This window comes from Kosakonia sp. SMBL-WEM22 (genome assembly GCF_014490785.1).
Classification (GTDB): Bacteria; Pseudomonadota; Gammaproteobacteria; order Enterobacterales; family Enterobacteriaceae; genus Kosakonia.
Genome location: NZ_CP051488.1, coordinates 4,704,001 through 4,723,506, shown reverse-complemented (window position 1 = coordinate 4,723,506; position 19,506 = coordinate 4,704,001). Strand labels below are relative to the sequence as shown.

The 19,506-nt window shown below is 56.2% G+C and carries 17 protein-coding genes; 11 read left to right on the top strand and 6 right to left on the bottom strand.

Features of this window, described 5'->3' with window-relative positions:
- Positions 1-143: 143 nt before the first annotated feature.
- The 3 genes from HF650_RS22805 to HF650_RS22795 are packed head-to-tail and all read left to right on the top strand — an operon-like array spanning position 144 to position 3,303.
- Positions 144-1,289, top strand: coding sequence for a slipin family protein (locus HF650_RS22805; protein ID WP_187800482.1), 1,146 nt, complete (start codon positions 144-146; stop codon positions 1,287-1,289).
- The gene (locus HF650_RS22800) at positions 1,279-2,505 is read left to right on the top strand and encodes an RtcB family protein (RefSeq protein ID WP_187800481.1); all 1,227 of its coding nucleotides are present in this window, start codon (positions 1,279-1,281) and stop codon (positions 2,503-2,505) included. The genes HF650_RS22805 and HF650_RS22800 overlap by 11 nt, the downstream gene beginning before the upstream one ends.
- 12 nt (positions 2,506-2,517) lie before the next feature.
- On the top strand, positions 2,518-3,303 hold the full coding sequence (locus HF650_RS22795) for a nucleotidyltransferase domain-containing protein (protein ID WP_187800480.1): 786 nt from the start codon (positions 2,518-2,520) through the stop codon (positions 3,301-3,303).
- Between the two features lie 203 nt (positions 3,304-3,506).
- Here HF650_RS22795 and lysC read toward each other — a convergent pair whose 3' ends face one another.
- Complete coding sequence (lysC, locus tag HF650_RS22790; protein ID WP_187800479.1) at positions 3,507-4,856, bottom strand: lysine-sensitive aspartokinase 3; 1,350 nt, start codon at positions 4,854-4,856, stop codon at positions 3,507-3,509.
- Between the two features lie 363 nt (positions 4,857-5,219).
- On the opposite strand from lysC, the gene pgi reads away from it, so the two are divergent.
- The 5 genes from pgi (at position 5,220) to HF650_RS22765 (ending at position 11,092) form a co-directional block, all read left to right on the top strand.
- Positions 5,220-6,869, top strand: coding sequence for a glucose-6-phosphate isomerase (gene pgi, locus HF650_RS22785; protein WP_187800478.1), 1,650 nt, complete (start codon positions 5,220-5,222; stop codon positions 6,867-6,869).
- 444 nt (positions 6,870-7,313) lie between these two features.
- Positions 7,314-7,556: an exopolysaccharide production protein YjbE gene (gene yjbE, locus HF650_RS22780; RefSeq protein WP_187800477.1), complete on the top strand. Its 243-nt coding sequence runs from the start codon at positions 7,314-7,316 to the stop codon at positions 7,554-7,556.
- 64 nt (positions 7,557-7,620) lie between these two features.
- Positions 7,621-8,259 carry a YjbF family lipoprotein gene (locus HF650_RS22775; protein WP_187800476.1) on the top strand — a complete coding sequence of 213 codons (639 nt, stop codon included), beginning with the start codon at positions 7,621-7,623 and terminating at the stop codon, positions 8,257-8,259.
- Positions 8,256-8,993 carry a capsule biosynthesis GfcC D2 domain-containing protein gene (locus tag HF650_RS22770; protein ID WP_187800475.1) on the top strand — a complete coding sequence of 246 codons (738 nt, stop codon included), beginning with the start codon at positions 8,256-8,258 and terminating at the stop codon, positions 8,991-8,993. Before HF650_RS22775 ends, HF650_RS22770 begins: the two co-directional genes overlap by 4 nt.
- Positions 8,994-8,995: 2 nt before the next feature.
- Complete coding sequence (locus HF650_RS22765; RefSeq protein ID WP_187800474.1) at positions 8,996-11,092, top strand: YjbH domain-containing protein; 2,097 nt, start codon at positions 8,996-8,998, stop codon at positions 11,090-11,092.
- A 35-nt stretch (positions 11,093-11,127) separates the two neighbouring features.
- Here the strand turns inward: HF650_RS22765 and HF650_RS22760 are convergent, their stop codons facing one another.
- A complete protein-coding gene (locus tag HF650_RS22760) occupies positions 11,128-11,589 on the bottom strand; it encodes an acyltransferase (protein WP_187800473.1) in 462 nt (153 codons plus the stop codon).
- A gap of 9 nt (positions 11,590-11,598) precedes the next feature.
- Positions 11,599-12,108 carry a GNAT family N-acetyltransferase gene (locus HF650_RS22755; protein WP_187800472.1) on the bottom strand — a complete coding sequence of 170 codons (510 nt, stop codon included), beginning with the start codon at positions 12,106-12,108 and terminating at the stop codon, positions 11,599-11,601.
- A gap of 137 nt (positions 12,109-12,245) precedes the next feature.
- On the opposite strand from HF650_RS22755, the gene psiE reads away from it, so the two are divergent.
- Complete coding sequence (gene psiE, locus HF650_RS22750; RefSeq protein WP_187800471.1) at positions 12,246-12,656, top strand: phosphate-starvation-inducible protein PsiE; 411 nt, start codon at positions 12,246-12,248, stop codon at positions 12,654-12,656.
- Between the two features lie 75 nt (positions 12,657-12,731).
- Here the strand turns inward: psiE and malG are convergent, their stop codons facing one another.
- From malG to malE, 3 genes are all read right to left on the bottom strand, one after another.
- A complete protein-coding gene (gene malG, locus HF650_RS22745; RefSeq protein WP_023478487.1) occupies positions 12,732-13,622 on the bottom strand; it encodes a maltose ABC transporter permease MalG in 891 nt (296 codons plus the stop codon).
- 14 nt (positions 13,623-13,636) lie between these two features.
- Positions 13,637-15,181 carry a maltose ABC transporter permease MalF gene (gene malF, locus HF650_RS22740; RefSeq protein WP_187800470.1) on the bottom strand — a complete coding sequence of 515 codons (1,545 nt, stop codon included), beginning with the start codon at positions 15,179-15,181 and terminating at the stop codon, positions 13,637-13,639.
- A 122-nt stretch (positions 15,182-15,303) separates the two neighbouring features.
- Positions 15,304-16,494: a maltose/maltodextrin ABC transporter substrate-binding protein MalE gene (gene malE / locus HF650_RS22735; protein WP_076769052.1), complete on the bottom strand. Its 1,191-nt coding sequence runs from the start codon at positions 16,492-16,494 to the stop codon at positions 15,304-15,306.
- A 370-nt stretch (positions 16,495-16,864) separates the two neighbouring features.
- On the opposite strand from malE, the gene malK reads away from it, so the two are divergent.
- Together malK and HF650_RS22725 are read left to right on the top strand one after the other, a co-directional pair.
- On the top strand, positions 16,865-17,974 hold the full coding sequence (malK, locus tag HF650_RS22730) for a maltose/maltodextrin ABC transporter ATP-binding protein MalK (protein WP_187800469.1): 1,110 nt from the start codon (positions 16,865-16,867) through the stop codon (positions 17,972-17,974).
- 170 nt (positions 17,975-18,144) lie between these two features.
- Positions 18,145-19,464, top strand: coding sequence for a maltoporin (locus HF650_RS22725; protein ID WP_187800468.1), 1,320 nt, complete (start codon positions 18,145-18,147; stop codon positions 19,462-19,464).
- Positions 19,465-19,506 lie beyond the last annotated feature (42 nt).

Here is a 19,506-nt window from a genome sequence, read left to right as displayed (position 1 = left end):
ATGCAGTACCCCGTCGCCGCGCAGTTTACGGTGACATGAGACGCCCGCCGATAATGGTGCCGGGCGGCAGGCAAAACAGTGTTTCCCCTGTCGCTTCGCCCCTGCATCCGCGGTCGTTACAACAAAAACAAGAGGGAACAGAGATGACCAACAAAATCACAATTCGAAAAGGTCAGTTAGCGTTACTGGCAAAAGAGGGCGACTACTACCAGGTTCTGGAAACCGGAGAGCACCGTCTGCCATGGTTTAGCAAAAAACCGGATGTGCTGATCGTCAACCGTGACGGCAGTGAAGTGCCGGCCGGTCTTGCCGAGTATTTACGCCGCTTCCAGCCAGACTGGGTGGAAAAATATTGCCTGGCGGCCGATCTGAGCGATAACGAAGCGGGCGCGCTCTACCTCAATGGCATGCTGCTGGAGATCCTGCCGCCCGCCACGCGTCGGCTTTACTGGAAAGCGGACGATACCCTGACGCTGGTGCGTATGGATACTGGCGAAGTGAGCGTACCGATTGAGATCCTTAATGCGGTATTGCAGCCGAAACGCGGCGCGGCGGTAAAAGGGCGCGACGCAATTCTCGTGGTGCAGGTTCCCGCCTGGCATGCGGGTGTGCTGAAAATCGATGGTGAAACCCAGGCGCTGTTACCGGCAGGTATCAGCGGTTACTGGAAAGTGAACCACCTGGTGGAAGCGGAAGTAGTCGATCTGCGCCTGCAGGTGCTGGAAGTGAGCGGTCAGGAGATCCTGACTAAAGATAAAGTGTCCCTGCGCCTCAACCTGGCGGCGAACTGGCGTTACAGCGACGTGCTGAGCGCGTTTGCCCAGTTGAGCAAACCGCTGGATCACCTCTACCGCGAGCTGCAATTTGCCCTGCGTGAAGCGATCGGCACCCGCACGCTGGATGAGCTGCTGGAAGATAAGCAGATCATTGCTGATGTCGTTAGCGTACAGGTGGCAAACCGCATGGCGGCCTTCGGCATTGAAGTGGCGTCGCTTGGCGTGAAAGACATCATCCTGCCGGGCGAGATGAAAACCATTCTGTCGCGCTTAGTCGAGGCAGAAAAGTCGGCGCAGGCGAATGTGATCCGCCGTCGCGAAGAGACCGCCGCCACCCGTTCGTTGCTGAACACAGCGAAAGTGATGGAGAGCAACCCGGTGGCGTTACGCCTGAAAGAGCTGGAAACCCTGGAGCGTGTCGCAGAGCGCATCGATAAGATTTCGGTCTTCGGTGGTCTCGACCAGGTATTGCACGGCCTTGTAAACATTAAAGGAAAAGAGAATGCAGCATAACGATTACAACCTGCTGTCGCGTGAAAACAGCGCGCCGGTGAAGATGTGGACCCACGGCGTGCCGGTCGAGCCAGAAGCGCGTGAACAACTGCTTAATACCGCAAAAATGCCGTTTATCTTCAAACATTTGGCGGTGATGCCGGATGTGCACCTCGGCAAAGGTTCCACCATCGGTAGCGTTATTCCGACCAAAGGGGCGATTATCCCGGCGGCAGTCGGCGTGGATATCGGTTGCGGCATGATCGCCGTGCGCACTTCGCTGCTGGCAAGCGATCTGCCCGATAACCTGAGCGGGCTGCGCAGCGCCATTGAGCAAGCCGTGCCGCACGGGCGCTCGGTGAACCGCTCGAAGCGTGATAAGGGCGCGTGGTCAACGCCACCGGAAGAGGTGGATGCGCACTGGGCGTCGCTTGCGCCGCGCTTTAAGCGGCTGACGGATAAATATCCGCGCTTGCTGAAAACCAACAACTATCAGCATCTGGGAACATTGGGCACCGGTAACCACTTTATTGAAGTGTGTCTGGATGAGCAGCAGCGGGTCTGGGTGATGTTGCACAGCGGTTCGCGCGGCGTGGGTAACGCTATCGGCAACGTCTTTATCACCCTGGCCCAGCAGGATATGCAGCAGCATATCGCCAATCTGCCGGACCGAAACCTTGCCTATTTCCGCGAGGGGAGCAAGCACTATGAGGACTATCTGGAGGCGGTCGAGTGGGCGCAGGATTTCGCCCGTCATAACCGGGAAGTGATGATGTCGCGCGTGCTGGCAGCGTTGTCGAGCATTGTCACTAAACCCTTTATGACCCAGCAGGAAGCGGTGAATTGCCACCATAACTATGTGCAAAAAGAGACGCACTTTGGTGAAGAGGTGCTGGTTACGCGTAAAGGTGCGGTTTCGGCGCAAAAAGGGCAGATGGGGATTATTCCCGGCTCAATGGGTGCGAAAAGCTTTATCGTGCGCGGGCTGGGGAATGAAGAGAGCTTTTGCTCATGCAGCCACGGTGCCGGGCGCACCATGAGCCGTACCGCGGCGAAAAAGCGCTTTACCGTTGAAGATCAGATCCGCGCTACCGCGCATGTGGAGTGTCGTAAAGACAGCGAGGTGATCGATGAGATCCCGATGGCCTATAAAGATATCGACGCCGTGATGGCGGCGCAGGCCTCGCTGGTGGAAGTGGTGCACACCCTTCGTCAGGTGGTGTGCGTAAAAGGATAAAAGGGTGAAAAGATGGAACAGCACGGAGTTGATGCCGCCATGCGTGAACGCGTGCGGCTCGAGTTAGAGGCAGTAGAGCGCAAATATGATGTGAGAGTGCTCTACGCCTGCGAATCGGGCAGTCGCGGCTGGGGCTTTGCCTCACCGGACAGCGATTATGATGTGCGCTTTTTGTATGTGCATAAGCCACGGTGGTATCTGCGCGTTGAGCCGCAGCGCGATGTGATCGAGCTTCCGATAGACGCGGAGCTGGATGTTTGCGGCTGGGAGTGGCGCAAAGCACTGGGGTTATTGAAGGGTGCAAACCCGACGCTTATCGAGTGGCTCGATTCGCCGGTGGTCTATCAGCAGGATGAGGGCGTACTGGCGGCGTTACGCGATCAGGTGCCGCACTGGTTTTCACCGGTTCGCGCGCGCTGGCACTACTACGCGATGGCGAAGAAGAACTTTCGCGGCTACTTACAGGATGAGCAGGTACGGCTGAAAAAATACTTCTATGTGCTGCGCCCGCTGCTGGCGGTACGCTGGATAGAGGCGGGAAAAGGGATGCCGCCGATGCGTTTCGCCACCCTGCTGGCAGGGAGCGATCTCGGCGCGCCGCTGCGGGCTGAAATCGATGAGCTGCTGGAGGTGAAGCAGCGGGCAGGTGAAGCGCAATACGGCGCGCGCCGACCGTTGATGCATGATTTTATCAGCCGGGAGCTGGCGCGCGGTGAAGTGGCAGATGCATTGCCCGAGAGCCGCAGCGGCAATGTCAGCGATCTCGACCAGTTGCTGTTTGAAACGGTGATGGCCTAACCATGCCGGGTGGCGCTGCGCTTACCCGGCCTACAAACGGCATTATTCCCGTAGGCCTGATAAGGCGTAGCCGCCATCAGGCAAGGTTTAGCGCCTGGTTTGGCTCTGCGGTGGCTGCTTGCCGGGTGGCGCTGGGCTTACCCGGCCTGCAAACGGCATCATTCCGTAGGCCTGATAAGGCGCAGCCGCCATCAGGCAAAATCTCACTCAAACAGGTTGTGGTGTAACTTCTGCACCACCTGTTCGGCCTCTTTTCCGGGAACGAGGAAACAGAGGTTATGGCTCGAGGCGCCATAACAGATCATGCGGATATTGAACGGTTCGAGCACGCCGAACACCTCTTTGCCCACGCCGCACGCTTTCGACAAATCGTTGCCAATCAGGGCCACCAGCGCCAGATCCTCTTCCACTTCTACCCGGCAAAGCGCCGACAGCTCCATCAATAGCCCCTGCGTCAGCAGCGTATCGCCCGTGGAGGTAGAACCGGTGGTATCCAGCGTCAGCGCCACGCTCACTTCCGAGGTGGTAATCAGATCGACTGAAATATTGTGCCGTGCCAGGATGCCGAACACTTCGGCGAGGAAGCCGCGCGAGTGGAGCATGTTCAGGCTGTGCAGCGTTAACAGCGTCTGCTTGCGGCGCAGCGCCAGCGCCCGGAACAGCGGCGGATTCGTGGTGTTATTGCACACCAGCGTGCCGCCTGCCTGCGGATCTTTGCTGGAGCCAACAAACACCGGGATATCGCTGCGCACCGCCGGTAACAGCGTCGCCGGATGGAGCACTTTCGCGCCGAAGGTCGCCATCTCTGCCGCCTCTTCAAAGGCGATTTCATCAATGCGTTTTGCCGCCGGCACCACGCGCGGATCGGTGGTGTAAATGCCCGGCACATCGGTCCAGATATCAACGCGCGACGCGCTCAGCGCTTCAGCCAGCAAGGCTGCGGTGTAATCGCTGCCGCCGCGGCCCAGCGTGGTGGTGCGGCCTTTCGCTTCACTGCCGATAAAGCCTTGGGTGATCACCAGACCCTCATCGATGCGCGGCGCAAGCTGCTGCGTGGCAAGCGTTGAGAGGGTCGCCACATCCGGCTCGGCACGGCCAAAGCGATCGCTGGTACGCATCACTTTGCGGATATCAAACCACTGCGCCTGTACGCTACGCTCGCGCAGCACTTCCACAAACAGCAGCGTCGACATCAGTTCGCCGTGGCTCACAAGCTCATCCGTCAGCGCCGCCGAGGTTGCCAGCGAGGCGGCTTCGGCAAGGGTGGTGATATTTTCCAGCAGGCGTTCGATCTCTTCGCGGATCACCGCCTGGCTCTCCATACGCTCCAGAATATCGAACTGAATTTTGCGAATGGCGTCGAGCTTGACGAAACGCTCGGTTGCTTCAAGACCTTCGGCCAGCGCAACCAGTAAGTTGGTCACGCCCGCGGAAGCGGAGAGCACCACCAGACGGACACTGTTATCGGAGAGCACCACATCCGCACTGCGGTTCATGGCATCGTAATCGGCAACACTGGTGCCGCCAAATTTAGCGACAACGAAACTTGACATAACTACCTCGTGTCAGGGGATATCATTTCAGCCATGGCACAAGGTTGAACCTTCGCCTTTCGCCCCACAGCGGTGGTCTGGGTAGATGAAACTGAAGCGTGCAGTTATCCTGCAAAAAACTTCGTAAAACAGCGTATTTATAAATAAATGCTGGGCGGGCACAGTGTCAACGTCGGGATTATGCGGATTTTTCATGCTGCTTTTGCTGTCAGTAAAATGACTTATGTTGTGCCTGTTTTCGCGGTTTTTTGCCTGGGTTTTGCGCACATCGACCGAACCTTTGACATAAAAACCATCACACCTTGCCCGCGCAGGCGCTACAATCGACGGCAGTCTCACTTCTCAAATCAGAAGAGTATTGCTATGAAAAACATCAATCCAACGCAGACTTCTGCCTGGCAGGCACTACAGAAACACTACGCTGAAATGAAGGACGTCACCCTTGCGGATCTCTTCGCAAAAGACAGTGACCGCTTTACCAAATTCTCCGCCACCTTCGACGATCTGATGCTGGTGGACTACTCCAAAAACCGCATCACGCAAGAGACCCTCGACGCGCTGCTGGCGCTGGCAAAAGAGACCGATCTGGCTGGTGCCATTAAATCGATGTTCTCCGGCGAGAAGATCAACCGCACCGAAGATCGCGCCGTGCTGCATGTCGCGCTGCGTAACCGTAGCAATACGCCGATTATGGTCGATGGCAAAGATGTGATGCCGGAAGTGAATGCGGTGCTGGAGAAGATGAAAAGCTTCTCTGAAGCGATCATTTCAGGCAGCTGGAAAGGCTACACCGGCAAGCCGATCACCGACGTGGTTAACATCGGCATTGGCGGCTCAGATCTCGGCCCGTTTATGGTCACCGAAGCGCTGCGCCCGTACAAAAACCACCTCAATATGCACTTTGTTTCTAACGTCGATGGTACCCACATCGCTGAAGTGCTGAAGAAGGTGAACCCGGAAAGCACGCTGTTCCTCGTGGCATCGAAAACCTTCACCACCCAGGAAACCATGACCAACGCCCACAGCGCGCGCGAGTGGTTCCTGAAAACGGCCGGTGACGAAAAGCACGTGGCGAAGCACTTTGCCGCGCTCTCGACCAACGCCAAAGCGGTGGGTGAGTTCGGGATTGATACCGCCAATATGTTTGAGTTCTGGGACTGGGTCGGCGGTCGTTACTCCCTGTGGTCGGCGATTGGCCTGTCGATCATCCTCTCCGTGGGCTTCGACAACTTTGTTGAGCTGCTTTCCGGCGCGCACGCGATGGACAAGCACTTCGCCTCCACCGAGCTGGATAAGAACCTGCCGGTGCTGCTGGCGCTGATCGGTATCTGGTACAACAACTTCTTCGGCGCTGAAACCGAAGCGATCCTGCCGTATGACCAGTACATGCACCGTTTTGCCGCCTACTTCCAGCAGGGCAACATGGAGTCCAACGGCAAATACGTTGACCGTAATGGCGACGCGGTGGATTACCAGACTGGCCCGATCATCTGGGGTGAGCCGGGGACTAACGGCCAGCATGCGTTTTACCAGCTGATTCACCAGGGAACCAAAATGGTGCCGTGCGATTTCATCGCCCCGGCCATCACCCATAACGCCCTTTCCGATCACCACCAGAAGCTGCTCTCTAACTTCTTCGCTCAGACCGAAGCGCTGGCGTTCGGTAAATCCCGCGAGGTGGTTGAGCAAGAGTATCGCGATCAGGGTAAAGATCCGGCAACGTTGGACCACGTGGTGCCGTTCAAGGTGTTTGAAGGCAACCGCCCGACCAACTCCATCCTGCTGCGTGAAATTACGCCGTTTAGCCTCGGCGCGCTGATCGCGCTCTATGAGCACAAAATCTTCACCCAGGGCGCGATCCTCAACATCTTCACCTTTGACCAGTGGGGCGTTGAGCTGGGCAAACAGCTGGCAAACCGTATCCTGCCAGAGCTGGGCGACGATAGCGCCATCTCCAGCCACGACAGCTCGACAAACGGGCTGATTAACCGCTACAAATCCTGGCGCGGTTAACAGAGAAAGCGTCGCTTCGGCGGCGCTTTTTTTTGCCCGCGCAATTATTCCCGCCGCGCCTTAAATATCTGCTGCCTGCACGAATCAATATATAAGTAATTCCAATAATGTTATTTCCGTTAAGGCTAATCCGGGCAGAATAGTCTTCTTTAGTGTGCGTAATATCATTCATCAGGTTTATCCGAAAATCAGGGCGCATGCCGTAACGCCTGCGATCTATTTTAGGACTAGCCTTATTGTATGAATAATTTGTGATTATTTATGTATATGTTTTTTAAGGTATTTAAAAGTTTAGCTGTTTGCTAAATATACGCTCCGGCTAATGTTCCGAAAAGGTTCCCCGCTATTTCCTGATGCGTAATTCATCTGCTTTAGTTGTGTATACTCCCTATCGCCTGAATTTTTTCAGGCAAATCTCCATTCATTCAATGAAGGGAAATTGATATGAAAAAAGCTCTTTATGGCATTTTTGCCATAACCGCGCTTGCGGCGACGTCTGCTTTCGCTGCACCGGTGCAAACCGGTGACGCAGCAGGCTCGGCAGCGACCTCTGTTTCTGCAGGCAGCTCTGCAGCAACGAGTACGAGCACCGTAGGGTCAGCGGTAGGTGTCGCTCTGGCGGCAACCGGTGGCGGTGATGGCTCCAATACGGGGACCACAACCACCACCACAACAAGCACCCAGTAATAGCGGGTGCATTAACTATAACCACACTTCGGTGTGGTTATTTCGTCCCTTTCGGAGAAGAGTCGTGAAGCGACCTGGTATCATTTTGATTTGCCTGCTCCTTCAGGCATGTTCTGGCCCGATCAAAGGCCTCGGGAATTCACTCTGGAATAGCGTATTTGGCACGCCGGGCGTGCAGCTTACCGATGAAGATATCCGTAATATGCCCTACGCCAGCCAATATATGCGGCTTAATAACGGCCCTCAGCTGTTTGTGGTGTTGGCATTTGCCGAAAACGGGCAGCAAAAATGGGTGACGCAAGATCAGGCTGTCATCGTGACGCAAAACTATCGCATCGTTAAAACCCATCTCGGCACCGATAACCTGCTTGATGTTACTAACCTGGCGGCAGACCCGCTGGCGAAACCTAACCAAATTATCGACGGCACCCGCTGGACGCGCACGATAGGCTGGACCGAATACAAGCAGGTGCGTTACGCCACTGCCCGCTCGGTGTTCCACTGGAATGGTACCGATACCGTGCAAGTGGGCAGCGACGAAACCCGCGTTCGTGTGCTTGATGAGGACGTCACCACGGATCAAAAAAGCTGGCGCAACCGCTACTGGGTGGATGAGGCCGGGGTAATCCGCCAGTCTGAACAATACCTTGGCGCGGAGTGGTTCCCGGTGAAAACCACGCTGATTAAGGCGGGCAAACAATGAAAACAGGCGCGCTCCTTTTAATGCTTGCAAGCCTCGCCTCTCCGCTGGCGCTGGCAGCTGGCACTATTGATGTCTACACCGCTGGCGACAGCAAGCCGAAAACCTTAACCAACGCCGAACACCTGGTCGATCTGGTGGGTCAGCCGCGACTGGCGAATAGCTGGTGGCCGGGCGCGGTAATCAGCGAGCGCAAGGCGACGATCGCCGAGCAGGCGCGCCATCAGGCGCTGCTGGCGCGGCTCGCCACGCTCGCGTCAGAAGAGGGCGGCGACAGTGCCGCCGCTATCAACGGCTTGCGTCAGCAGTTGCAGGGAGTAAAGGTCACCGGCAGGCAGCTTGTCGAACTCGACCCCGATTTTTTGCGCACGCACCGTCGCGCGAACCGACCATTGCAAGGCGACTACACCCTGTGGGTGGGACCGCAGCCGACCACAATTACTGTCGTCGGGCTGGTGAGCCGTCCGGGCAAGAAACCCTTTACGCCAGAGCGTGATGTGGTGAGCTATCTCAATGATATGGATCTGTTGAGCGGCGCGGATCGCAGCTATGCATGGGTAGTCTATCCCAACGGTAAAACGCAAAAGGTACCGGTGGCTTACTGGAACCGTCGTCACGTCGAGCCGATGCCCGGCAGCGTGATTTTCGTCGGTTTCGCACCGGGTTTGTGGAGCGATGAGAATGAGGAACTCAATGCCGACATTCTCCAGTCCCTGACGCATCGGATACCGGAATAATAATGAAAAAATCGTTTGTTATTAGCATATTGGCGCTTGGCGTGAGCGCCGCTTGTCACGCGGAGTCCTGGCCGGAACCGATCGGTCCTTCGCAGTCAGATTTCGGCGGCGTCGGCCTGCTGCAAACGCCCACCGCGCGTATGGCGCCCGAGGGTGAACTGAGCCTGAACTACCGCGATAACGATCAGTACCGTTACTACTCTGGCTCGGTGCAGCTCTTCCCGTGGCTGGAAACCACGCTGCGCTACACCGACGTGCGCACGCGCAAATATAGCCCGGTTGAAGCGTTCTCCGGCAACCAGACCTATAAAGACAAAGCATTCGATCTCAAATTACGCCTCTGGGAAGAGAGCTACTGGCTGCCGCAAGTCTCCGTCGGCGCGCGCGATATCGGCGGGACGGGGCTGTTCGACGGCGAATATCTGGTGGCGAATAAAGCCTGGGGGCCGTTTGATTTCTCCCTCGGTATCGGCTGGGGCTATCTCGGCACCAGTGGAAATATTAAAAACCCGATCTGTAGTTACAAGTCATCCTATTGTGTGCGTGATAACCGCTATAAACAGGCCGGTTCAACGGATACCAGCCAGATGTTCCGCGGCCCGAGTGCGCTGTTCGGCGGTGTGGAGTACCAGACGCCATGGAACCCGCTGCGCCTGAAGCTGGAGTATGAAGGCAACAATTACCAGCAGGATTTCGCCGGCAAACTGCCGCAGCGCAGCAAAGTGAATGTCGGTGCTATCTATCGCGTATCGGACTGGGCAGACATCAACCTGAGCTACGAACGCGGCAATACCTGGATGTTTGGCTTTACCCTGCGCAATAACTTCAATAATTTGCGCCCTGCATATAACGATAACTCCCGACCGAAGTATCAACCGCAGCCGCAGGATGCGATCCTGCAGCACTCGGTGGTGGCGAACCAGCTGACGTTGCTGAAGTACAACGCCGGTCTCGCGGAGCCGAAAATTCAGGTGAAGGGGGATACGCTGTATGTCACCGGCGAGCAGGTTAAGTATCGTCATAACCAGGAAGGGGTTGAGCGCGCCAATCGTATCATCATGAATGATTTGCCGGATGGTATTCGCACCATCCGCGTGACGGAAAACCGCCTCCATCTACCAGCCGTGACCACCGAAACGGATGTCGCCAGCCTGAAACGCCACCTTGAGGGCGAACCGCTGGGGCAGGATACGGAGCTGGTGCAAAAACGCGTCACGCCAATTGTGCCGGAGAAAACCGAGCAGGGCTGGTATATCGACCGCACGGCGTTCGACTTCCATCTCGATCCGGTGCTTAACCAGTCTCTCGGCGGCCCGGAAGGCTTCTACATGTATCAGTTGGGGATAATGGCGACCGCCGACTGGTGGGTGACTGACCATCTGCTGACTACCGGCAGCCTGTTCGGCAACATCTCCAATAACTATGACAAGTTTAACTACACCAACCCGCCGAAGGACTCCGGGCTGCCGCGCGTGCGTACCCGCGTGCGTGAATATGTGCAGAACGATGTCTATGTGAACAACCTGCAGGCCAACTATCTCCAGTACCTCGGTAATAACTTCTATGGACAGGTCTATGGTGGTTATCTGGAGACGATGTACGGTGGTGCCGGTGCAGAGGTACTGTGGCGTCCGGTCGACGGGCCGCTGGCCTTCGGCATTGACGCGAACTATGTGAAACAGCGTGACTGGCGCAGCGCGCAGGACATGATGAAGTTCACCGATTACAGCGTAAAAACCGGGCACTTCACCGCTTACTGGACGCCGTGGTTCGCCCAGGATGTGCTGGTTAAAGCGAGCGTCGGACAGTATCTGGCTGGTGATAAAGGCGCAACACTGGAGGTGGCGAAACACTTCGACAGCGGCATTGTGGTCGGAGCGTATGCGACGAAAACCAACGTTTCCGCCGCGCAGTATGGCGAAGGGGATTTCACTAAAGGGGTGTATGTCTCCGTACCGCTGGATCTGTTCAGCGCCAGCCCAACCCGCAGCCGTGCTGCTATCGGCTGGACACCGCTGACGCGTGACGGCGGCCAGAAACTGGGCCGTAAGTTCGATCTCTACAGCCTGACCAGCGATAAGTCGGTTAACTTCCAGTAAGCAAACGCCCTTCTCGTGCTGAGAAGGGCGCTTTTTTACAACCGGCGCAGCAGTCGCGCCGGGTTGCCTGCATAAACCCCTTTCACCGTTATCGACTTTGTCACCACGCTGCCCGCGCCAATTACGCAGCCGTCGCAAATCGAGACCGCCAGGATCGTTGCGCCGCTACCAATCGATACGCCACTGCCAATCGTGATCCGCCCCCAGTTGTTGCGATCGGGATCGGGTTTACCGTCGCGAAAGAGATCGTTGGCGAACATCACCCCGTGGCCGATAAAACAGCCCTCGCCAATGGTGACGTACTCGCAGATAAAGGTGTGGGACTGGATCTTCGTGGCTTTGCCAATCTGCGTATTGCCCTGAATTTCCACAAAGGGGCCGACAAAAACCTCATCCGCTAACGTGCAGTCATACAGATTGGCGGGCTCATAAATCACCACATTTTCACCGCAGGTGACGTTGCTAACGGCGGCGTGGCGAAGAGAGGCGGTATGCATGATGACTCCTTAAAGCGCTTTGCCGAAAATATGCAGTGTGCTTTGTTGGGAAGGGGTGCGAAAGAGGGTGCTCTTGATAAAGGTGAACCCCTGGCGTTGATAGAAACGCTGCGCGTGCGGGTTGGCATCCAGCACCTCCAGCCAGAAAAAGGTCTCGCCACGGCATTGCGCCTCACGCGCTATCTCATTGATGAGATACTCGCCGTAGCCTTTTCCCGTTTTGCCAGGCAAGAGATAGAGCTTATGCAGCAGCGTACCTGCCGGGCCATCATCCGCAATCGCGCAATGCCAGGTGACTTTGGCAAAACCCACCGGTTCAGGATCGCAGACGATAAACCACTCTTCCGCTTCGCTTTGCAGGCTCTGTTGTAGGGATGGCACCGCGTACTCCTGGTGCAGAAATGCCTCCAGTTCACTCTTCTCCTGCCATAGGTGCGCGAAATGGTGGCTGTAGCTGGCATAGCCCATCTTGCTCAACTGCGCGGCATCTTCCACGCTCGCTTTACGTATCGTCATCATCGCTTTTTACTCTCCCGCTTCGCTGGCTCAGCGATACATCTCATCACGGGCTGTCACATAATCTAAGTAAAAAAAGTAGATCAAGATCACATTTACGCGATATACAGAGCATCTCCTGATAATAATGAGGTGCTGTTATGTCGTCGCTAAATCACCCGCGCGTGGCGTTTGTTTCGACCATTTTGCAGGGCATACTCAGCCTGGGTTTACTGGCGCTGGGTGTGATCCTGATTGTTTTTTTAGGCAAAGAGACGCTGCATCTGGCCATCGCGCTCTTCGCGCCGGTGCAAACCACTAAATATGAGCTGGTCGAAGGGTTGGTGGTTTACTTCCTCTACTTCGAATTTATCGCTTTGATTGTGAAGTATTTTCAGTCCGGGCTGCACTTCCCGCTGCGCTACTTTGTCTATATCGGTATTACGGCGATTGTGCGGTTGATCATTATCGATCATGAGTCGCCAATGGATGTGCTGATCTACTCGGCGGCGATCCTGCTGCTGGTGATCACGCTCTGGATCTGTAACTCTCAGCGCCTGCGGCGCGAATAAAAAAGGCGGCCTGTTCAGGCCGCCGAAAGTGAGGGTGCAGTGGCAATAACAACAAGGGTACGACAACGATGAAATTTAGCCCTTCACCCCACCGGCCGTCAGGCCATTGACCAGCCAGCGCTGCGCCAGCAGGAACACCAGGGTAATCGGGATGGCGGAGAGCACCGCCGCGGCGGCGAAATCGCCCCATAAGTAGTTCTGCGGGTTGAGATACTGTTGCATCCCTACCGCCAGCGTGTAGCTATCGACATCGCGCAGCAGCAGCGAGGCGACTGGCACTTCAGTAATGGCCGCAATAAACGACAGAATAAACACCACCGCCAGAATCGGCACCGACAGCGGCAGCAGCACCAGGCGGAACGCCTGCCATGGGGTTGCGCCATCCAGCGAGGCGGCCTCTTCCAGCGAGCTGTCGATCGTCTCGAAATACCCCTTGATCGTCCAGACATGCAGTGCGATCCCACCGAGATAGGCGAAGATCACCCCACCGTGCGTATTCAGCCCAATAAACGGAATGTACTGGCCTAAACGATCAAACAGGGCATAGAGCGCCACCAGCGACAGCACCGCCGGGAACATCTGGAAAATCAGCATCCCTTTCAGCAGCGTCGCTTTACCGCGAAAGCGCATCCGGGCAAAGGCGTAGGCGCAGGTGGTGGAGAGCGCGACAATGCCAATGGCGGTAATCACGGCGATCTTCACCGAGTTCCACAGCCATAACAGCACCGGGAAGGGCGGCGGGGTGACGCGCCCATCGGCATGCTCAACGCTAAAGCCCAGCGCCAGCCGCCAGTGCTCCCAGGAGATGCGCTCCGGGATCAGGCTGCCGGTGGCGAAGTTGCCTTCACGCAGTGAAATGGCGATCACCATCAGCAGCGGGAACATAATTGCGGCGATAAACAGCAGCAGTAATGCATGGGTGAAAAAGAGCCGCAGCTTTTGCGATTTCGCCTGCACCATAGCCATAGTTTTCCTCCTCCTTAATCGAATTTCATGCGCGTGGCTTTCAGATTGACGATGGCCAGCGCGCCCACCAGCAGGAAGATCAGCGTGGCGATCGCCGCCGCAAGACCGAAGTCCTGGCCGCCGCCGCCTTCAAAGGCGATGCGGTAGGTGTAGCTCACCAGCAGGTCGGTATAGCCCGCTGGCGTGGTGGTGCCGATACGATCCGGCCCGCCGTTAGTCAGCAGTTGGATCAGCACGAAGTTGTTAAAGTTGAAGGCAAAGCTGGCGATCATCAGCGGCGTCAGAGGCTTTATCAGCAGCGGGAAGGTGATGCGGAAAAAGTTCTGCAACGGCCCAGCTCCGTCCATTGCCGAGGCTTCATAGAGATCCTCGGGGATCGCTTTTAGCAGGCCCATGCAGAGGATCATCATGTAGGGGTAGCCGAGCCAGGTGTTAACGATCACCACCATTGCACGGGCGGTATTCGGATCGCTAAACCACGCCGGTTTAATGCCGAACAGCGCGCTTAACATCATGTTGATCTCGCCAAAGCTCTGGTTGAACAGCCCTTTGAAGATGAGGATCGAGATAAACGACGGCACGGCGTAAGGCAGGATTAGCAACAGGCGGTAGACTGCTTTACCTTTCAGCGACTCCCACTGCACAAGGCAGGCCAGCACCATGCCGACCGCCACCGTCAACACTACGGTGAGGATGGAGAAGATCACCGTCCAGATAAAAATCTCGATAAACGGTTTCTGAATGCCTTCGTCGGTAAAGACGCGGGTGAAGTTATCCCAGCCGATGGTGACGGTATAACCGGGGCTTAGTTTCTCACTGCCCCAGCTACCGTCAGCGTTAAGCGCCTGGTAGAAGCCGGTCTGGTTGTTCGGGCGATACTTGACGCCGCTCTGGTTATTGAGCAGCGTGCCGTCCTGCTCGACCTGATAGAGCGGGCGGGTACCGGAGAACTGGCGCAGTGAGCTCATCGCCACTTTGCTCTCATCCGGCAAGACCGCGGTAAGCTGGTTCAGCCCCTGGCGGTTTTGCGTAATCACACGCAGATTTGCGCGCTCGCCCGCAGGCAGCGCATCGACCTCTTTGACCTTCAGTTGCTGTTCGCCGCCGGGTTTAAAGGCGTCGGAGAGATAGTGTTTGCCGCTCTCGCCATCCGTCAGCGCTAACTGCCACTTATCCCCGTCCGGATAGAGGCCGAAATTGTAGGCTTTGCCCGCCTGGTATGAGCGGTCGAGCAGCACCTGCTGCGCGCGCTCCTGGGTGAGCTGGTTAGTGCTGCTGTAGTTGGTAAAGGCGATGGCGATGGTGCAAATCAGCGGGAAGAGGACGAACAGCCCCATGCCCGCCAGACCCGGATAGACATAGCGCCAGGCGTACGCTTTACGATTAGCGAAAATGTAGAGGCCCGCCGAACTCAGCACGAGCGTGGTGATGGCAAAAAGGTATTCCCCCTGGGCATACATCATGACGACAAGGTAAGCCACCAGCAGCCCGATCACGGCGATGGCGGCCCATGCAACCTGCGAGCTTTGCCACCAGTGGCGTTTTCTTACAACATCCATGGGAGTGTCCTCTCTACACACCATTTCCACCCTGCCCGTGGTTAGCGAGGCAGCGTGAAATCTGGCATGTATACAGCCTGTCCAGGTAGCCCTGTCCTGAATGGAGCAGGGCCGTTACGTTCTTACTTGGTGATACGGCCCTGCGCATCTTTCAGCGCCGCATCCACGGTCTGGCGACCGGTCACAGCGTTGATCACCGCAGTACGGGTGGCGTACCAGAAGGCGGACATTTGCGGGATATTCGGCATGATTTCACCGGTTTTGGCGTTCGCCATGGTGGCGGCGATGCGCGGATCTTTCGCTAACTGATCCTGATAGGACTTCAGCGCTACCGCACCGAGCGGTTTGTCTTTGTTCACTTCCGCCAGACCTTCATCGGTCAGCAGGTAGTTTTCAAGGAACTCTTTCGCCAGCTCTTTGTTCGGGCTGGCAGCGTTGATGCCTGCGCTCAGTACGCCAACGAAGGTTTTCGACGGTTTACCGTTGAAGGTCGGCAGCTGCGCGACGCCGTAGTTGATTTTGCTCTTGTCGATATTGGTCCACGCCCACGGCCCGTTGATGGTCATCGCCGTTTCGCCTTTATTAAATGCGGCTTCGGCAATCGAGTAATCGGTGTCGGCATTCATGTGCTTATCTTTGATCAGTTTCACCAGGAAGCTGAGACCGGCTTTCGCGCCTGCGTTATCCACGCCAACATCTTTTACATCATATTTGCCGTTTTCATACTTAAAGGCGTAACCCCCATCGGCGGCAATCAGCGGCCAGGTGAAATAGGGCTCTTGCAGGTTGAACATCAGCGCGCTCTTGCCTTTCGCCTTCAGCGCTTTATCCAGCGCCGGGATCTCTTCCCAGGTTTTCGGCGGGTTCGGCACTAAATCTTTGTTATAAATCAGCGACAGGGATTCAACAGAAACCGGGTAGGCGATCAGCTTGCCGTTGTAGCGCACTGCGTCCCAGGTGAAGGGAACCAGTTTCTCCTGGAAGGCTTTGTCCGGCGTCACTTCTGCCAGCAGGCCAGATTGTGCGTAGCCACCAAAACGGTCATGCGCCCAGAAGATGATATCCGGGCCGTCGCCGGTCGCTGCAACCTGCGGGAACTTCTCTTCCAGCTTGTCCGGGTGCTCAACGGTCACTTTGATACCGGTATCTTTCTCGAATTTTTTACCCACTTCGGCCAGGCCGTTATAGCCTTTGTCGCCGTTGATCCAGATAACCAGCTTACCTTCTTCGATTTTGGCAAGGGCAGAGGCGGAGAACATCATCGTTGCCACTGCGGACAATGCGAGGATGCGTGCGCCTGTTTTGATTTTCATATATCCCGTCCTTTAGATGATGTGCTCATGAATACGCATAAGGTGGTTCGACGGGAGTAGTCTCCTTTGTTGGCAAGCGCTTCTCATCCTCCCTAACCCTACGCCCCTGGGGTGATTTGTGTGATCTCTGTTACAGAGATTTTCGTTATGTGTCGCAGCGCACATAAAAATGCGCCGTTTTTTGCAAAGCCGGTCACGAATTTATCCGCCGCCCGCCCGCCGGGGGGGCAGAGCGGCGCGTCTCATCCTCCCATCTCCTCCCCCATAAAAAACGCGGGGGGTGGAGGATTCGCCATGAAAATCGTTACGCCATAGTCAGGCCACTTTGAATGTATCCGTTGGTATCAGGTTGTAACGAAGGGAGATGGGGATGGCGAGCGTACAGCTGCGAAATGTCACGAAAGCCTGGGGCGATGTGGTGGTATCGAGAGATATCAGTCTTGACATTCACGAAGGTGAGTTTGTCGTGTTTGTCGGCCCGTCAGGCTGCGGTAAGTCAACGCTGCTGCGCATGATTGCCGGGCTGGAGACGATTACCAGCGGGGATCTGTTGATTGGTGATACCCGCATGAATGATGTGCCGCCCGCAGAGCGCGGCATTGGAATGGTATTTCAGTCTTATGCGCTCTACCCGCATCTGTCGGTGGCGGAGAATATGTCGTTCGGCCTCACGCTTGCAGGCGCAAAAAAGGATCTGATCAAATCGCGCGTCACCCAGGTCTCTGAAGTGCTGCAACTGGGGCATCTGCTGGAGCGTAAACCGAAGGCGCTCTCTGGCGGTCAGCGCCAGCGCGTGGCAATTGGTCGTACGCTGGTGGCCGAGCCGCGCGTTTTTCTGCTCGATGAACCCCTCTCCAACCTTGATGCCGCGCTGCGCGTGCAGATGCGTATTGAGATCTCCCGTCTGCACAAGCGCCTGCGCCGCACGATGATTTACGTCACCCACGATCAGGTCGAAGCGATGACGCTGGCCGACAAAATCGTGGTGCTGGACGCCGGGCGCGTGGCGCAGGTCGGCAAGCCGCTGGAGCTTTATCACTACCCGGCCGATCGCTTTGTCGCAGGCTTTATCGGCTCACCGAAGATGAACTTCCTGCCGGTAAAAGTGACCGCCACGGCGATTGAGCAGGTGCAGGTTGAGCTGCCAAACCGCCAGCAAGTGTGGCTGCCGGTCGACAGCGCGAATGTGCAGGTCGGCGCCAATATGTCGCTCGGCATTCGCCCGGAGCATCTGCTGCCCAGCGATATCGCCGATGTCACGCTCTCCGGCACCGTTCAGGTGGTCGAGCAGCTCGGTCACGAAACACAGATTCATATCCAGATCCCCGCAATACGTCAGAACCTGGTTTACCGCCAGAACGACGTGGTGCTGGTAGAAGAGGGTGCCACATTCGCCATCGGCTTACCGCCGGAGCGTTGCCATCTGTTCCGTGAAGATGGCACCGCCTGCCGCCGGTTGCATAAAGAACCTGGCGTTTAAGCTACCCCACAAAGAGATTACACAAAGCCATTCGCATGATGTCGAGGCGGCAACGGCATGCACTTGTGCGCATATAAAGGTAGGCGAACGAGTGAATACGGCAGCCAACAACGCGTTAGCCGGACGGGGGCGTGTAAAAAAAGAAAAGCAAGCTCTCAGGAGATAGAACGATGATTACTCTGCGCAAAGTTCCTCTGGCGATCGCCATTACGGCAGGCATTTTGTCTGCTCAGGCGGGTGCTGTTGATTTTAAAGGTTATGCACGTTCCGGCATTGGCTGGACCGGCAGCGGCGGCGAGCAGCAGTGCTTCCAGGCCACCGGTGCAGACGCAAAATATCGTCTTGGTAACGAATGCGAAACCTATGCTGAAATTAAATTAGGTCAGGAAGTGTGGAAAGACGCTGATAAAAGCTTCTATTTCGACTCCAACATCGCCTATAAAACGGCTCAGTTGAATGACTTTGAAAACACCGATACGCCAGCCGTGCGTGAATTTAACGTTGTGGGTAAAAACCTGATCGACGCGCTGCCGGGTGCCAATATGTGGGCCGGTAAACGTTTCTATCAGCGCCATGATGTGCACATGATCGACTTCTACTACTGGGATATCTCCGGCCCGGGCGCAGGTCTCGAAAATATTGACGTTGGCATCGGTAAACTCTCCCTGGCAGCAACCCGTTCCTCTGAATCCGGCGGATCTTCAGCCTTCGGCGATCGTGATACGACCACTGGCCTCAGAACCTATAACAAAGTGGTTCCTAACGATGTGTTCGATGTGCGTTTAGCCGGTCTTGAGACGAACCCGGACGGCGTGCTGGAACTGGGCGTGGATTACGGGCATACCAACATTCCTGACAACTATTACCTGGAGCCTGGTGCCTCGAAAGATGGCTGGATGTTCACCGCAGAACATACCCAAAGCATGCTGAAGGGCTATAACAAGTTCGTGGTGCAATACGCCACTGACGCAATGATTTCTCAGGGTAAAGGCCAGTCGCGCGGCGGCTCGGTGGATAACGATGGACATCTGATCCGCGTACTGGATCACGGCGCAGTCAACCTCGCCGAGAAGTGGGATCTGATGTACGTCGGTATGTATCAGGATACCGACCGCGATAACAACCGCGGCAACACCTGGTACACCGTGGGCGTGCGTCCGATGTACAAATGGACGCCAATCATGAGCACCCTGATGGAAGTCGGCTACGACAATGTGAAGTCTCAGGAAACGGGCGATCGCAACAGCCAGTACAAAATCACCCTCGCACAACAGTGGCAGGCAGGCGACAGCATCTGGTCTCGTCCGGCTATTCGTGTCTTTGCCACCTACGCCAAGTGGGATGAAAAATGGGGCTATATCAAAACTGACCCTAATGGCAACGTCTCTTCATTTGCTGCAAGCAATGGCACCGTGACGCCGTATGGTACCTCCAGCCGTGGTGACAATGACGAGTGGTCCTTCGGTGCGCAGATGGAAATCTGGTGGTAATCGAGTCCTACCCGCTGTAATGCATGAAAAGAGGGGCGCAAG

Excerpts from the sequence above, each read along its gene's own strand:
- HF650_RS22805 (WP_187800482.1), top strand. The coding sequence starts at position 144 with ATGACCAACAAAATCACAATTCGAAAAGGTCAGTTAGCGTTACTGGCA.
- HF650_RS22800 (WP_187800481.1), top strand. The coding sequence starts at position 1,279 with ATGCAGCATAACGATTACAACCTGCTGTCGCGTGAAAACAGCGCGCCG.
- HF650_RS22795 (WP_187800480.1), top strand. The coding sequence starts at position 2,518 with ATGGAACAGCACGGAGTTGATGCCGCCATGCGTGAACGCGTGCGGCTC.
- lysC (WP_187800479.1), bottom strand. The coding sequence starts at position 4,856 with ATGTCAAGTTTCGTTGTCGCTAAATTTGGCGGCACCAGTGTTGCCGAT.
- pgi (WP_187800478.1), top strand. The coding sequence starts at position 5,220 with ATGAAAAACATCAATCCAACGCAGACTTCTGCCTGGCAGGCACTACAG.
- yjbE (WP_187800477.1), top strand. The coding sequence starts at position 7,314 with ATGAAAAAAGCTCTTTATGGCATTTTTGCCATAACCGCGCTTGCGGCG.
- HF650_RS22770 (WP_187800475.1), top strand. The coding sequence starts at position 8,256 with ATGAAAACAGGCGCGCTCCTTTTAATGCTTGCAAGCCTCGCCTCTCCG.
- HF650_RS22765 (WP_187800474.1), top strand. The coding sequence starts at position 8,996 with ATGAAAAAATCGTTTGTTATTAGCATATTGGCGCTTGGCGTGAGCGCC.
- HF650_RS22760 (WP_187800473.1), bottom strand. The coding sequence starts at position 11,589 with ATGCATACCGCCTCTCTTCGCCACGCCGCCGTTAGCAACGTCACCTGC.
- HF650_RS22755 (WP_187800472.1), bottom strand. The coding sequence starts at position 12,108 with ATGATGACGATACGTAAAGCGAGCGTGGAAGATGCCGCGCAGTTGAGC.
- psiE (WP_187800471.1), top strand. The coding sequence starts at position 12,246 with ATGTCGTCGCTAAATCACCCGCGCGTGGCGTTTGTTTCGACCATTTTG.
- malG (WP_023478487.1), bottom strand. The coding sequence starts at position 13,622 with ATGGCTATGGTGCAGGCGAAATCGCAAAAGCTGCGGCTCTTTTTCACC.
- malF (WP_187800470.1), bottom strand. The coding sequence starts at position 15,181 with ATGGATGTTGTAAGAAAACGCCACTGGTGGCAAAGCTCGCAGGTTGCA.
- malE (WP_076769052.1), bottom strand. The coding sequence starts at position 16,494 with ATGAAAATCAAAACAGGCGCACGCATCCTCGCATTGTCCGCAGTGGCA.
- malK (WP_187800469.1), top strand. The coding sequence starts at position 16,865 with ATGGCGAGCGTACAGCTGCGAAATGTCACGAAAGCCTGGGGCGATGTG.
- HF650_RS22725 (WP_187800468.1), top strand. The coding sequence starts at position 18,145 with ATGATTACTCTGCGCAAAGTTCCTCTGGCGATCGCCATTACGGCAGGC.